The sequence below is a fragment of the Mesorhizobium sp. M8A.F.Ca.ET.207.01.1.1 genome (genome assembly GCF_004794715.1).
Classification (GTDB): Bacteria; Pseudomonadota; Alphaproteobacteria; order Rhizobiales; family Rhizobiaceae; genus Mesorhizobium.
This window is the reverse complement of sequence record NZ_SRUS01000008.1, coordinates 43340-56439: the sequence shown is the minus strand read 5'-3', so window position 1 is coordinate 56439 and position 13100 is coordinate 43340. Positions and strand designations below refer to the sequence as shown.

At 63.5% G+C, this 13100-nt stretch carries 13 protein-coding genes and 1 other RNA gene; 3 read left to right on the top strand and 11 right to left on the bottom strand.

Going from position 1 to position 13100, the window contains the following annotated elements; all coding sequences use genetic code 11:
- Positions 1 to 28 precede the first annotated feature (28 nt).
- From EN850_RS23075 to mraZ, 4 genes are read right to left on the bottom strand one after another with little or no spacing between them, the layout of a single operon-like run.
- Entirely contained in the window at positions 29 to 1753 is a 1725-nt protein-coding gene (locus tag EN850_RS23075; protein ID WP_127275795.1) for a penicillin-binding protein 2, read from the bottom strand.
- Positions 1750 to 2145, bottom strand: coding sequence for a hypothetical protein (locus EN850_RS23070; protein WP_127275796.1), 396 nt, complete (start codon positions 2143 to 2145; stop codon positions 1750 to 1752). Before EN850_RS23070 ends, EN850_RS23075 begins: the two co-directional genes overlap by 4 nt.
- A 4-nt stretch (positions 2146 to 2149) precedes the next feature.
- On the bottom strand, positions 2150 to 3166 hold the full coding sequence (rsmH, locus tag EN850_RS23065; RefSeq protein ID WP_136092321.1) for a 16S rRNA (cytosine(1402)-N(4))-methyltransferase RsmH: 1017 nt from the start codon (positions 3164 to 3166) through the stop codon (positions 2150 to 2152).
- Positions 3163 to 3636: a division/cell wall cluster transcriptional repressor MraZ gene (mraZ, locus tag EN850_RS23060; RefSeq protein WP_127275798.1), complete on the bottom strand. Its 474-nt coding sequence runs from the start codon at positions 3634 to 3636 to the stop codon at positions 3163 to 3165. Before mraZ ends, rsmH begins: the two co-directional genes overlap by 4 nt.
- Before the next feature lie 406 nt (positions 3637 to 4042).
- Between mraZ and EN850_RS23055 the strand changes: the two genes are divergently transcribed.
- The gene (locus tag EN850_RS23055; RefSeq protein WP_136092320.1) at positions 4043 to 5158 is read left to right on the top strand and encodes a cystathionine gamma-lyase; all 1116 of its coding nucleotides are present in this window, start codon (positions 4043 to 4045) and stop codon (positions 5156 to 5158) included.
- A gap of 8 nt (positions 5159 to 5166) precedes the next feature.
- Here the strand turns inward: EN850_RS23055 and EN850_RS23050 are convergent, their stop codons facing one another.
- The 4 genes from EN850_RS23050 to EN850_RS23035 form a co-directional block, all read right to left on the bottom strand.
- A complete protein-coding gene (locus tag EN850_RS23050) occupies positions 5167 to 5448 on the bottom strand; it encodes a type II toxin-antitoxin system RelE/ParE family toxin (RefSeq protein ID WP_136092319.1) in 282 nt (93 codons plus the stop codon).
- 8 nt (positions 5449 to 5456) lie between these two features.
- Positions 5457 to 5741 carry a type II toxin-antitoxin system ParD family antitoxin gene (locus EN850_RS23045; protein WP_135881920.1) on the bottom strand — a complete coding sequence of 95 codons (285 nt, stop codon included), beginning with the start codon at positions 5739 to 5741 and terminating at the stop codon, positions 5457 to 5459.
- Positions 5742 to 5919: 178 nt separating this feature from the next.
- Positions 5920 to 6319: RNase P RNA component class A (rnpB, locus tag EN850_RS23040), an RNA gene on the bottom strand.
- Between the two features lie 65 nt (positions 6320 to 6384).
- A complete protein-coding gene (locus tag EN850_RS23035; RefSeq protein ID WP_245464245.1) occupies positions 6385 to 6969 on the bottom strand; it encodes a transglycosylase SLT domain-containing protein in 585 nt (194 codons plus the stop codon).
- Here EN850_RS23035 and EN850_RS37230 point away from each other — a divergent pair.
- Positions 6890 to 7108 (top strand): hypothetical protein, encoded by a 219-nt coding sequence (locus EN850_RS37230; protein ID WP_246689269.1) that lies wholly within the window; start codon positions 6890 to 6892, stop codon positions 7106 to 7108. The two genes, EN850_RS23035 and EN850_RS37230, sit on opposite strands and share 80 nt — an antisense overlap.
- 207 nt (positions 7109 to 7315) lie before the next feature.
- On the opposite strand, the gene EN850_RS23030 is transcribed toward EN850_RS37230, so the two are convergent.
- From EN850_RS23030 to EN850_RS23020, 3 genes are all read right to left on the bottom strand, one after another.
- Positions 7316 to 8071, bottom strand: a complete 756-nt coding sequence (locus EN850_RS23030; protein ID WP_127871694.1) for an N-acetylmuramoyl-L-alanine amidase — start codon at positions 8069 to 8071, stop codon at positions 7316 to 7318.
- Complete coding sequence (locus EN850_RS23025) at positions 8068 to 8787, bottom strand: DnaJ family molecular chaperone (protein ID WP_127275803.1); 720 nt, start codon at positions 8785 to 8787, stop codon at positions 8068 to 8070. Before EN850_RS23025 ends, EN850_RS23030 begins: the two co-directional genes overlap by 4 nt.
- A 162-nt stretch (positions 8788 to 8949) precedes the next feature.
- Entirely contained in the window at positions 8950 to 9156 is a 207-nt protein-coding gene (locus EN850_RS23020; RefSeq protein WP_127275804.1) for a hypothetical protein, read from the bottom strand.
- A 185-nt stretch (positions 9157 to 9341) separates the two neighbouring features.
- On the opposite strand from EN850_RS23020, the gene EN850_RS23015 reads away from it, so the two are divergent.
- Entirely contained in the window at positions 9342 to 13094 is a 3753-nt protein-coding gene (locus tag EN850_RS23015; RefSeq protein ID WP_136092318.1) for a hydantoinase B/oxoprolinase family protein, read from the top strand.
- Positions 13095 to 13100: the final 6 nt, after the last annotated feature.

Genomic DNA, 13100 nt, shown 5'->3' with positions numbered 1-13100 from the left:
GCGCGCAGTTGCCGGCGCGCCCCAAGAATCACTGATAGGAAACCAGCGTTGCACCATTTTCATGGCTGAAATCTGGCTTCACGCCAAGCATGGCCGCTGCACGCCTGATGATATTGCCGGCCATGACCCCCGCATTGTTGGCCGCGACGTCGGTCATCCCAGGCTTTTCCGGATGCGGGGCGTCGGCGATCGTGAACACCAGATATTGCGGATCGTCCATCGGGAAGGCGGCGACAAAGGTGTTGAAATTCAATTCCTTCGAGTAACGGCCGTTGATGACCTTCTCGGCCGTTCCGGTCTTGCCGCCGACGCGGTAGCCGGGAACCCGGGCATTTCTGGCCGAACCCTTCTCGGCGTTGAGCGAATAGAGGTAGCGCATGCCCTCGACGGTCTTTTCGGTAACCACTTTCTTGGCCGCCGCCATCGCATCCTCCTGGCTGCGGACCAGAAATGTAGGCTGCATCAGAAAGCCGCCATTGACCAGCGCCGCGCAGCCGACAGCCGCTTGCAGCGGCGTCGTCGACACGCCATGGCCGAAGGCGATGGTGAACGAATTGACCTGCTTCCACACCTTAGGCTCGGTCGGGCGGGCGACTTCGGGCAGTTCGGTCTGCATCTTCTCCAGAATGCCGAGGCGATGCAGGAATTCGCGGTGCGCCTCGATGCCGACCAGCTCGGCCTCCCTGGCCGACCCGATGTTGGACGAATAGAGGAAGACCTCCGGCAGCGACAGCACACGGTTCTTGCCGTGGAAATCGTGAATGGCCTGGTGGCCGACCCGGATTGGATGCGAAGCGTCGAAGCGGCTCGACATCGTCGCCTTGCCGGAATCGAGCGCCATGGCCGAGGTGAAGCTCTTGAAGGTCGAGCCCATCTCATAGAGCCCCGCCGACATCCGGTTAAGCCGGTCCTTGTCCTGCGCGTTGTAGGGATTGTTCGGATCGAAATCCGGCACCGAGGCCATGGCCACCACTTCGCCGGTCTTGACGTTGAGCACGACGGCGCCAGCGCCCATGGCGCGATAGCGCTCCAGGCCGGCCGCGATCTCGTCGCGCACCACATGCTGGACGCGCAGATCGATCGAAAGCTTCACCGGCCTGAGATCCTTCGCCACCGCCAGGCCCGACGCCTGCAGGTCGCTCAGGCCCTGCTCATCGATATATTTCTCCATGCCGGAGATGCCCTGGTTGTCGATGTTGGTCAGGCCGACGATGTAGGAGGAGGTCTCGCCGCTCGGATAAAAACGGCGCTTTTCGGTGCGGAAGCCAAAGCCGGGAATGCCGAGCTGCATGATGTCGGCCTGCTGCTTGGGCGTCAGTTGCCGCTGCAGCCAGACGAAGCCGGCGCCGCTCTTCAGCTTGTGATAGGTCTGCTCGTAGTCGATTTCCGGCAGCACTGTCGACAGCTTCTCGATAGCCTCATCGGCATCGACGATGCGGCGCGGCTCGGCGAACAGCGACGCCGTCTTGATGTCGGTGGCCAGAACTTCACCGTTGCGATCGACAATGTCGGGACGTGACGCCGTCACCCGGCTTTGCGGACCGCCCGACAGGTCGGGTGTCTGGAAACCGAGATAGACCAGGCGCCCCGATATGGTCGAGAAGATGCCGAAGAACACCGCCATCGTCATCACGATGCGGGCCTTGCCCTTGCCGCCGGTCGCCTTGCGGGCGCCTTCGACCACGATCGACCCGTCCTCGCTTGTCCTGGCGCGGCCTACCGTGGCGAAGCGCTTCAGCAGTTTGCCGATCATTGGGCGATGTCTCCGGTGACGACGGGATCCTTGTCGCCCGAGGGCGCCTTGTCGGAATTGTCGGCCACGGCGCCCTGGCGCCCGTTCAGGATGTCCTGGATGTCGAGCGCCTTGGCCGGCAGGTCGCCCAGGCCCACGATCTGCCGGCCACTGACCGGCTCCAATGCGAGCTGCGCCTTATAGAGTTCGGCCAGCTTCTGCAGCCGCGACGGCTGGGTGAGCAGGCTCCAGTCGGCCTTGAGCAGGTCGATCGTGTCCTCCTCAAAGCGTATCTCGGCATGGATCTTCTGCACGGCCGCCAACTGGTCCTCGGCCTCGCGCTTGGCCTTGTAGGTCAGGGCCGCTGCCGAAACCATGACGGCGATCAGGACAATGTCGCTGGTACGAAACACGTGCTTACCTCTCCCCCGGCCGATCGATGCCGGGAAGCTTTGGAAGGCCGAAAATCGAAAAATCGTCGCCGCGCGCCGGCGCCTCGGTGCGGACCGCCGCGCGCAGCCTGGCCGAGCGGGCGCGTGGGTTGGCCGCAACCTCGGCGTCGCCTGCCGTCACGCCGCCACCAGCCTTGCGGAAAGTCGCGGTGCGCGCCTGCGCCTCCGGCATGTGGCGCGAGCCGGTCATGGCGTCGGCGCGATCGGCGATGAAGCGCTTGACGATGCGGTCTTCAAGCGAATGGAACGTCACCACGACAAGTCGGCCGCCTGGCTTCAGCGCGCGTTCGGCCGCGAACAGCGCCTTGGCCAATTCACCGAGCTCGTCATTGACGAAGATGCGCAGCGCTTGAAAAACGCGTGTCGCCGGATGGATCTTGTCCTTCGGCGCGCGGCCGATATGCGTCTCGATGGCGTCGGCGAGTTCCAGCGTGCGCTCGAATGGCCGTTTTTCCCGGCGCGCCTCGATCATGCGGGCGATACGGCCGGCGTGACGCTCCTCTCCGAGGAAGCCGAAGATGCGGGCAAGGTCGCCCGGCTTGAAACTGTTGACGACATCGGCGGCGCTCAGGCCCGCCTGCGCCATGCGCATGTCGAGCGGGCCGTCGAAGCGGAAGGAAAAGCCGCGCTCGGCCTGGTCGATCTGCATCGAGGAGACGCCGATGTCGAGGACGACGCCATCGGCGCTGTCGATGTGTTCGTCGAGCGTCGAGAACGGCGCCTGCACCAGCCTCAGCCGACCGCCGGACTGCGCCTCGAGGTCGCGGCCGGCCGCGATGGCATCCGGATCGCGGTCGATGGCAACCACGGACGCGCCGGCCGCCAGGATGGCCTTCGTATAGCCGCCGGCGCCGAACGTACCGTCGATGACGATGTCGCCCTCCGCCGGCGCCAGCGCTTCGAGCACTTCGCCAAGAAGGACCGGAATGTGGCGGACCGATCCGCCAACGGCGTTGTTATCATCGCCGTGGCCCACCATCATTCCGGTCGCTCCCCAGCCTTGGCCTCGTGAGCCTTCGTCCCCTGCCGAAGCTGCAAAAGCCTGGCCCGCGCCTGCGCCCCGTAGGTCGCGAGCCGTCCCGGCTCCCAGATCTGAAAGAAATTGCCGCGCCCGACAAAGGCCACTTCCGCGGAGATGCCGGTATGTTCGCGAATGAAATCGGTCATGGTTATGCGGCCGTCCTGGTCGAGTTTCAGGAACGCTCCGTCGCCATGGCAGAAGAACGACATGTCGTCCGCCGTCTGCAGGAAGGGGTCTTCCCGAGCGATGCGCTGCTCGTAACGGTCGAGCAGGTCGAGCCCGCCGACATCCATCGCCGTCAGGTCCAGGCAACGCAGCGCGTAGAGTTCCGAATAGCCGCGCTTCTGCACCACGGCACGAAAATGCGCGGGAACGGACACCCGCCCCTTCGCATCGATCCTGCTCACCGTGTTCGACAGAAACCGGTCCATCACACGTTACAGCCGCTTGCGCCGCCGCACCCCTCTTCATCGTGTCGCACGCGCCACCGCCGCGCGTTGCCTGCCCGCACCCACCTCGTCCACAGGGGCGAAAACCGGCAAACGCACAGCCGCCGCGGCTGCCCGATTGGCGAACGCTTTACCCTGACGCGGAACGAAGGCTTTGATGTCGAAATGGGATATCATGGGGCACTATGGGCGTCAACGGGAATAGGCTTCTCAGACACGCGCGCCACGCCGACTAGAAAGGCTTTGACAGCGCGCCTCGTCTTTATGATCCATTAAGCCTAACGAAGCGTTTAGAGCCTGCCTGGCCCAACTGGAGGCGCCTTGCCGCAAACCGCGGCCGGGCATAGCGTCTCGTCCATCTCACCGACCACCAAGGGATTTGAAATCGATGCCTGAAACTGCGAAGTCGCGCGCTGCGGCCCTTCCCCATTTGCGTCGCAGCGGGTTCGCCATGGGCGATTCCATTCCCCTGCCGCTGACCATGGCCGCCATCTTCCATGCACCGGGCGACGCCACCGGCTTCAACCAGTACGGCCGCTTCAGCAACCCGACCTGGGATGCCGTCGAACACATGTTGTCCCATCTGGAAGACGCGCCTTGCGTCGGTTTTCCCTCGGGGATGGCGGCGATCTCGGCGGCATTCTTTGCCGTGCTCAAGGCCGGCGACCATATCCTGCTGCCTTCGGACGGCTATCACACCACCAGGGCGCTGGCCGACCGCTTCCTGAAGCCGCTCGGCGTCACCTACGATGTCAGGCCGACATCGACCTTCCTCGACGGCGGCTTCGCGGGTTACCGCCTGGCCTTCGTCGAAACGCCCGCAAATCCGGGACTGGACATCTGCGATATCGCCGCTGTCGCCGAAGCCGTTCACAAGGCGGGCGCGCTGCTGGTGGTCGACAACACGACGATGACGCCCTTCGGCCAGCGCCCTCTATATCATGGTGCCGATATCGTTGTCGCCGCCGACACCAAGGCGCCCAATGGCCATTCCGACGTGCTGTTCGGCCATGTCGCCAGCCGCAATGCGGACATCATCACCGCCGTGACCGGCTGGCGCGAGGTCTCGGGCAGCATCCCCGGCCCGTTCGAAGCCTGGCTGGTGCATCGCGGCCTGGAAACATTGGACGTGCGCTTCGACCGCATGTGTTCATCGGCGGAAGTGATCGCGCGGCGGCTGCAGGGCCATCGGGCGATCAGCGGCCTGCGTTATCCCGGCCTGGAAGGCGATCCCTCGCACAATCTTGCCCGCGCCCAGATGGAGCGCTTCGGCTTCCTCATCTCCTTCGAACTCGCTTCCGAGCAGAAAGCCGAGGATTTCATCAACGGCTGCGAATTGATGCAGGCCGCGACCTCCTTCGGCGGCGTCCACACCTCGGCCGAACGCCGCTCCAAGCGTGGCGATGCGGTATCGGCCGGTTTCGTGCGCCTGTCGGTGGGCTGTGAGCCGGTGGAAGAACTCTGGAAGGCGATCGAGGCCTCGCTCGACAGGGTCAGCGGCTGACAAATCGACTACGAGCCGAGGTCATCGGCTTCGATGTTGCGGCGACCATGCAGCACGCGAAGAATTTCGATCGCATCACCGCCGACCCGGTACAAGGTGAGATATTCGCCGACAATCAGATGGCGGATACGCGGTGCTATGTCGTCGCGTGGCGCACCTGAGAAGGGATGCAACGTCAGCAAATCCCAACGTCTTTCCAGCGCATCCACTAGGCGAACAGCAGCGCGCGGGTCTTGGCTGGCGATGTAGTCGCCGATGCTTTCGAGATCGATGGTGGCTTGAGGAAGCAGTCGCTATTTCACTCCTGGAAGCCTTTGGCATCGGCCATCTTCAGGTATTTCGCGCGCAGTCGTTCAATGATTGGCTGGCCGTCTTGCGCAGGCCCGCTGTCGATCCCCTCCTGCACCAGTTTGCGCAGTTCTTCGACCGTGTAGCCCATCAGGTCGCGGCGGTCCTTCCATTGCCGCAACGCATCGCGGATCACCTCGCTCGCCGAGGCGTATTCTCCAGCCGCGACCACATCGTCGACCGCCCGCGCCAGTTCCGGCGAAAGCGTGATGCTGCGTTTGTCCACCTGACCCATGATAGGCTCCCGATGATGAGCCGAGATGGTACGATTTAATCGCACCAGTTTCAAGGAAGTCGGCGGAGATCTCTGGGCGTGGCGACGCAAAGTAGCGCCGCGCCCTTGAATCAGAAGCTGTGCCCAAGGGCGCAACCTTCTGATATCGAAAGACTTAATCCATATATGATGGAGAAAAATTGCCAGCCGGCCTGTAAGCCGGGTTTTGTATGGCCCTCGCCCCTTGCGAGGCGAGAACGTGGCGGCCATTCATCTTGGGCGCATGTTGCCATGCGCCTCACGCAACCTACCCGGACGGTGAGCCGGAAACAGCCCTCGAGGGTTTCCCCTCGCACCGCCCCTATTCGGTCTTGCTCCCGGTGGGGTTTACCGTGCCGCTCCTGTTGCCAGTCGCGCGGTGGGCTCTTACCCCACCCTTTCACCCTTACCCCGACAAAGTCGTGGCGGTTTGCTTTCTGTGGCACTTTCCCTGGGGTCGCCCCCGCCGGCCATTAACCGGCACCGTGTCTCCATGGAGCCCGGACTTTCCTCACCCGCGGCCTTTCGGCGTTTGCGGGTGCGGCCGCCCGGCCAGCTGGCAGAGCGTATAAAGGGGCTCACACCCCAAAACGCAACCGAAAAAGCCGATTGTGACCGGTTCTCGTCAAGCCGGCGCGCCGACAGCCGCCAGCTGAACCTTGACCTTGCTGCAGTAAGCCGCGGAAACCGGGTTCATGCGAGTGGCGCCATGGCCGGCATTGTATTTGAGGATCGTGCCGCAGGTCGTGCCGCCACCCAGGTCGCGCGCCATGGCGAGGTACTTCATGCCGTATTTGATGTTGGTGTCTGGATCGAACAGGCCCTTGGCCGACCCGTTGTAACCCATCATCCGCGCGGTTGCCGGCTTGATCTGCATCAGGCCGATCTCACCGGCGCCGCCGACCATGTTCGGCCGATAGTTGCTCTCGATCTTGATCACGGCGTGGGCCAGCGACACCGGAACCCCGTAGCTCGCCGCGTAGCGGGCGACAATCGCGGAATATTGGCCGCTGCTCGCCACTGCCGCGGTCGCCGCGGCGACGTTGCTGAGACCGATCGATGCCGTCGTCGTCATGTCAACGGTCTTGCGGCCGCGTTTCGTCTGCCTTTTGGCGGGGGTTTTCCTTGCCTTGGTCCAGCTTGCCTTTTCCACTTTCGCGGAAGCCTGCTTCGTCGTCGCCTTCGCACTCTTGGTGCTTTTGGCCGAAATGGCCTTGCCTTTGGCGGATGTCGCGACCAGACCCTGGTCGGCCCGCTGGCTTAACGGTGCGGCGTCGGCTGCGCTGAAGGCAAAACTCATTACCCCGGCAGCAAGAGCTGCCGTTAAAACGGTCAATTTCTGCATTTGATCCTGTTCTGTTGGGACCACGCGAAGATTTTCGCGCGGCATCGCTTGATCAATATCGGATCACCCGGGGGCGGGACGTCCGACAAACTGTACGAAAGGCCCTTTGAAGCCCGATTTGGCGCCAATGAAGGCGGGGCAAGTCACTTTAAGTGACAGGTTGTAACTTTACGGTTGAGGAGGATTACTTGGACCGGCTCTTGACGCGAGGTCAACTCGTGACGGAGGCAAGCAGCCTCTGGAGCGTGCGCATCGTCGAGCCGTCGGCAACTCCGTCGACCCGGCGCGGCCGGAAATGCCGTTGGAAGGCCTCGACGACGATCCGTGTCCGATCGTCGAAAACGCCTGTTATCTCGACACCATAGCCATAGAGCGACAGCATCGACTGCAGCGCCTCGACGTCGGCACCGTAGTCGCCTGGCTTCAGCGCGGCTCCGCGCCTGACGGGCGCGGCTGGCACGAGATGACCGACACCGGCCTTAAACAGCACGGCCCATGGAAACTTCTCGCCAGGATCGATCTTGCGACCAGGCGCCACGTCGGAATGCGCCAGCACCCGCTCGGCGGCGATCGCATGCCGTGCTGCAATCCCCTTGCACAGCCTGATCACCGCATTGATCTGGCGTCGCGGAAAGCCGGGATAGCCCAGCGAATGGCCCGGATTGACGATTTCGATGCCGACCGAGCAGGAATTGATGTCGGTGTGTCCGAACCAGGAACTCTGGCCGGCATGCCAGGCTCGGTCGCTTTCCCGGACCATCTGCACGATGTGGCCATTCTCATGGACGAGATAGTGCGACGAGACTTCACTCGCCGGATCGCACAGCCAGGCTTCGGCACCGATACCGGTCGCCATGCCCGTATAGTGCAGCACGATCATGTCGGGCTTCTGCCTGTCGCGCCTTGGCCCAAAATTCGGCGATACCCTGACCTCGGCACTCGGCTCGTCGGGCAGGAAGCCGCTCATGCGTGCCGCAGGCCCCGCTCGATCATCTCGTAGGCGGCGTTGATCGCCGCGACCCTGGTCGTCGCGATCTTGATGAATTCCTGCGGCAGTCCGCGCGCGATCAGCCGGTCCGGGTGGTTGTCGGACACCAGCTTGCGGTAACGCTTCCTGACCTCCTCGAACGGCTTGCCGCGCTCGATGCCGAGCACGACATAGGGGTCGCCGGCGCCAAGATTGACATGCCGCGCCATGATCGATTCGTAATGCGCCTCGTCGATGCGGAAGATCTCGGCGATACGATGCAGGAAAATGCCTTCGCGCTCATGCACCAGCCCGTCGGCCTTGGCGATGTGGAACAGGCCGTCGAGTATGTCTTCCAGCATCACGCAATTGGAGTGCCCGGAGCCGCACATCTGCGCCATGCGCTCGGCATAGGTTTCGAAACCGGCCACATCCCGCTGGGCGAGATCGAACAGCCGCGCAACATTGCGCGTCTCTTTCGCCGGCACTTCGAAGATTTCCTGGAAGGCGCGCACCTCATCCTGGGTGACGATGCCGTCGGCCTTGGCCATCTTGGCCGAAAGCGCGATCATCGCCACCGAGAATGCGACGCGGCGGCGCAGGTCGGCGTCTCCGGAGAAAACCGTGCGCACAGCCTCGACCACGTCGGCGACGCCAGACGTGGTTGAAGACGAAACCCGGGTGATGAAGTCGCCGAGGCGGTCCCAAATCGACATGGTCAGCTTCATAGAGCCAACCGGTCCCCGCTATCAAGCCAATAACGGCCAACTTCTGGGGCCTGCGAACGAAGGGCGCTTTGCTGGTTCCAACAGTCACCCCTACGAGAAAAAGGCCGACATCAAGCCGGCCTTCCTCCCAAGACACTTACTGCTTACAAACTACTGCGCGGGCGCAGGAGCAGGCGTTGCCGGAGCCGGCTCGGCAGGCTTGGTCGAATTGTCAGCCGGGGCCGCAGGCTTCATCGGCTGCTCGGCGGCCGGCGGATTGGTGCTCTGGGTCGTGGTCTTGTCGGTACCGCTGTCGCTGCATGCCGCGACGCCAAGCAGGACAAGCGCCGAAACCGACGCAAGAATGAGCTTTTTCATGACATCTCTCCTTCAACACACGCTCACGTTGCAGTGAACGGTCGAAGGGAAAATGCATGATCGGGCCAAGGGTTTCGTAACGTTGCGTTTCCACCTGTAACATCAATGGCATGCAGGCGACATTGCTGCCGGCGCTTCGGCGCTTTAACAACGACACCGGACAACGGAATACCGGAGACAACCGCATGACCGCCAAATGGGATTTCTGGATCGATCGCGGCGGCACCTTTACCGATATTATCGGCCGTGACCCGCAGGGCGGGCTGCATCCGCGCAAGCTGCTGTCGGAGAATCCCGAAGCCTATGCCGATGCCGCCATTCAGGGCATCCGCGATCTGCTCGGCCTTGGACCGGCCGCCGCGATTCCGTCCGGCCTGATCGGCGACATCAAGATGGGAACCACGGTGGCCACCAACGCCCTTCTGGAGCGCAAGGGCGACCGTGTGTTGTTGCTTGTCACCAAGGGGTTTCGCGATGCGCTCAGGATCGCCTACCAGGCGCGACCCGACATTTTCGCCAAGAAAATCATTCTTCCCGAGCAACTCTACGAGCGCGTCATCGAGGTCAACGAGCGTGTGCTCGCCGACGGCCGCGTCGAACGGCTGCTCGATATCGCGGCTTGCCGGCCGGCCATAGAACAAGCGAAAGCCGATGGCATCGATGCAGTTGCCATCGTCTTCATGCATGCCTGGAAATATCCCGATCACGAGAAGGCGGTGGCCAGGGTCTGCCGCAAGCTTGGTTTCGGCCAGGTCTCGGTCAGCCACGAGGTCTCGCCGCTGATCAAGCTGGTCGGCCGCGGCGACACCGCGGTGGTGGATGCTTATCTGTCGCCCATCCTGTCGCGCTATGTGCAAAGGGTGGCGGGAGAACTGGGCGCGGCGCCAATCTCCCCCCTCGTGGGGGAGATGTCGGCGAAGCCGACAGAGGGGGGCGCTGCCCCGCCAACGTCTCGTTCTGTCGCGCCCCCCTCTGCCCTGCCGGGCATCTCCCCCACAAGGGGGGAGATCAGCCAATCCCCGCCTCGTCTGATGTTCATGATGTCTTCCGGCGGTCTCACCGCCGCCGACATGTTCCAGGGCAAGGACGCGCTGCTGTCGGGTCCGGCCGGCGGCGTCGTCGGCATGGTCGAGACGGCCAAGCTCGCCGGATTCGAAAAAGTCATCGGCTTCGACATGGGCGGCACCTCCACCGACGTTGCCCACTACGATGGCGAGTACGAGCGCGCCTTCGACACCGAGGTCGCCGGTGTGCGCGTCCGCGCGCCGATGATGCGCATCCACACCGTCGCCGCCGGCGGCGGCTCGATCCTGCATTACGAGGCCGGCCGTTTCCGCGTCGGACCGGACTCTGCGGGCGCCAATCCCGGCCCGGCCGCCTACCGGCGCGGCGGCCCGCTGGCGGTCACCGATGCCAACGTCATGCTCGGCAAGCTGCAGCCCGATTTCTTCCCCTCGATCTTCGGCCCCGGCCAGGACGCGCCGCTCGACGCGCAAACCGTGCGCGCGAAATTCGCGTCACTTGCCGCCGGGATCGGCGATGGCCGCTCACCGGAAGCGGTCGCCGAAGGCTTCGTCACGATCGCTGTCGAGAACATGGCCAATGCGATCAAGAAGATTTCCGTGCAACGTGGCTACGACGTCACCGAATATCTGCTGAACTGCTTTGGCGGCGCCGGTGGCCAGCACGCCTGCCTGGTCGCGGATGCACTCGGCATGGAGGCGGTGCTGATCCATCCTTTCTCCGGCCTGCTTTCGGCCTATGGCATCGGGCTGGCGTCGGTCTTTGCCTCACGCCAGCAGGCGCTGCTCAAGCCGCTCGCCGAGGAATCCAGAGCGGAGATCGGCAACCTCATCGCCACCTTGAAAAAGGCCGTGGTCGCGGAGTTGGCGGCGCAAGGCATCGCCGAGGGCTCGGTCGCCACCAGGCCGGTGCTGCACATCCGCTATGACGGCACAGATACGGCACTGCCGGTGAATTTCGAGGCAGACTCGATCTTCCAGGCCAGGCGCGATTTCGAAATCGCCCACAAGGCGCAATTCGGCTTCGTCTATGACGACAAGCCGATGATCGTCGAGACCGTCGGCGTCGAAGGCACCGAAACCGGCCAGACGACCGCCGAAGCCTATGCGCCGGCCGGACCTGCAAGGGTCTACTCAGCCGCTTCCGAGACCCGCCGCATCTACACGGATGGCCAGTGGCATGAAGCTGGCGTCTACCGTCGCGAGAACCTCAGGCCGTCCAGTCTGGTCGCAGGCCCCGCCTTGATCATCGAGCCGAACCAGACGATCGTCGTCGAGCCGGGTTGGCAAGCCGAAATCACCAACCTCAATCACGTCGTCATCCGCCGCGCGGAAAGGAAAGCGCGCGCCGCCGCCCTTGGCACGCAAGCCGATCCGGTGATGCTCGAAGTCTTCAACAATCTGTTCATGTCGATCGCCGAGCAGATGGGCGTGACGCTGCAGAACACCGCCTATTCCGTCAACATCAAGGAAAGGCTGGATTTCTCCTGCGCCGTCTTCGACCACACCGGGGCGCTGGTCGCCAATGCGCCGCACATGCCGGTGCATCTCGGCTCGATGGACCGTTCGGTCGAGACCATCATCCGGCTAAACTCCGGCGACATCCATGCCGGCGACGTCTTTGCCTTGAACGCCCCCTATAACGGCGGCACGCATCTGCCCGACATCACCGTGGTAACGCCGGTCTTCGATGACGCCCAGAAGAATATCCTCTTCTGGACGGCCTCGCGCGGCCATCATGCCGACATTGGCGGCACCGCCCCCGGCTCGATGACGCCGCTCGCCACCACGGTCGACGAGGAAGGCGTGCTGTTCGACAATTTCCGCATCGTCGACCGCGGAAAATTCCGCGAGACGGAGCTGCACTCGCTGCTCACCGAGCATCGCTATCCGGCCCGCAACCCGCACCAGAACATCGCTGACCTGAAGGCGCAGATCGCAGCCAACGAGAAGGGTGTGGCGGAGCTGCGCAAGATGGTCGCGCATTTCGGTCTCGACGTCGTCGAGGCCTATATGGGCCATGTCCAGGACAATGCCGCCGAAAGCGTGCGCCGCGTGCTGGAACGGCTGCCGGACACGTCGGATTATGAATATCCGACCGATACCGGTCAGGTCATCAAGGTGAAGATCACGGTCGACCGGCAAAAGCGTGAGGCGACTGTCGACTTCACCGGCACGTCGCCTGTCATGAAGAACAATTTCAACGCGCCCGAGCCGGTCGCCCGTGCCGCCGTGCTCTACGCCTTCCGTGTCATGGTCGAGGACATGATCCCGATGAATGCCGGGTGCCTCAGGCCGATCAACATCGTCATCCCCGATGGCTGCATGCTCAAGCCCACCTACCCTGCCGCCGTCGTCGCCGGCAATGTCGAGACTTCGCAGCACGTCACCAACGCGCTGTTCGGCGCCATGGGCGCGATGGCCAATGCGCAAGGCACGATGAACAACCTGACTTTCGGCAACAAGCAGTACCAGTATTACGAGACGATTTGCTCCGGTTCGCCCGCCGGACACATGAACTCCGGCCGCGGCTTTGCCGGCACGTCGGGCGTGCACACCCACATGACCAATTCGCGCCTCACCGACCCGGAGGTGCTGGAGCTGCGCTTCCCCGTGGTGCTGGAGGATTTTCACATTCGCGAGGGTTCCGGCGGCAAGGGCAAATGGAATGCCGGCGACGGCACCAAACGCACCATCCGCTTCCTCGAGACGATGGAATGCGCGATCCTGTCCTCGCACCGCAACCGCCCGCCGGAAGGACTGGACGGCGGCGGCGACGGCGAGACCGGCTCGACCAGGGTGCGCCGCAACGACGGCACTGTTGAGACGCTGAAGGCTTGCGACCAGACCGTGCTCGACGCTGGCGAAGCCGTCATTGTGACCACGCCGACGCCCGGCGGGTTCGGTAAGTTGTAAGAAAGG

Excerpts from the sequence above, each read along its gene's own strand:
- EN850_RS23055 (WP_136092320.1), top strand. The coding sequence starts at position 4,043 with ATGCCTGAAACTGCGAAGTCGCGCGCTGCGGCCCTTCCCCATTTGCGT.
- EN850_RS23025 (WP_127275803.1), bottom strand. The coding sequence starts at position 8,787 with ATGTCGATTTGGGACCGCCTCGGCGACTTCATCACCCGGGTTTCGTCT.
- mraZ (WP_127275798.1), bottom strand. The coding sequence starts at position 3,636 with ATGGACCGGTTTCTGTCGAACACGGTGAGCAGGATCGATGCGAAGGGG.
- EN850_RS23020 (WP_127275804.1), bottom strand. The coding sequence starts at position 9,156 with ATGAAAAAGCTCATTCTTGCGTCGGTTTCGGCGCTTGTCCTGCTTGGC.
- EN850_RS23075 (WP_127275795.1), bottom strand. The coding sequence starts at position 1,753 with ATGATCGGCAAACTGCTGAAGCGCTTCGCCACGGTAGGCCGCGCCAGG.
- EN850_RS23015 (WP_136092318.1), top strand. The coding sequence starts at position 9,342 with ATGACCGCCAAATGGGATTTCTGGATCGATCGCGGCGGCACCTTTACC.
- rsmH (WP_136092321.1), bottom strand. The coding sequence starts at position 3,166 with ATGATGGTGGGCCACGGCGATGATAACAACGCCGTTGGCGGATCGGTC.
- EN850_RS23030 (WP_127871694.1), bottom strand. The coding sequence starts at position 8,071 with ATGAGCGGCTTCCTGCCCGACGAGCCGAGTGCCGAGGTCAGGGTATCG.
- EN850_RS23045 (WP_135881920.1), bottom strand. The coding sequence starts at position 5,741 with ATGGGTCAGGTGGACAAACGCAGCATCACGCTTTCGCCGGAACTGGCG.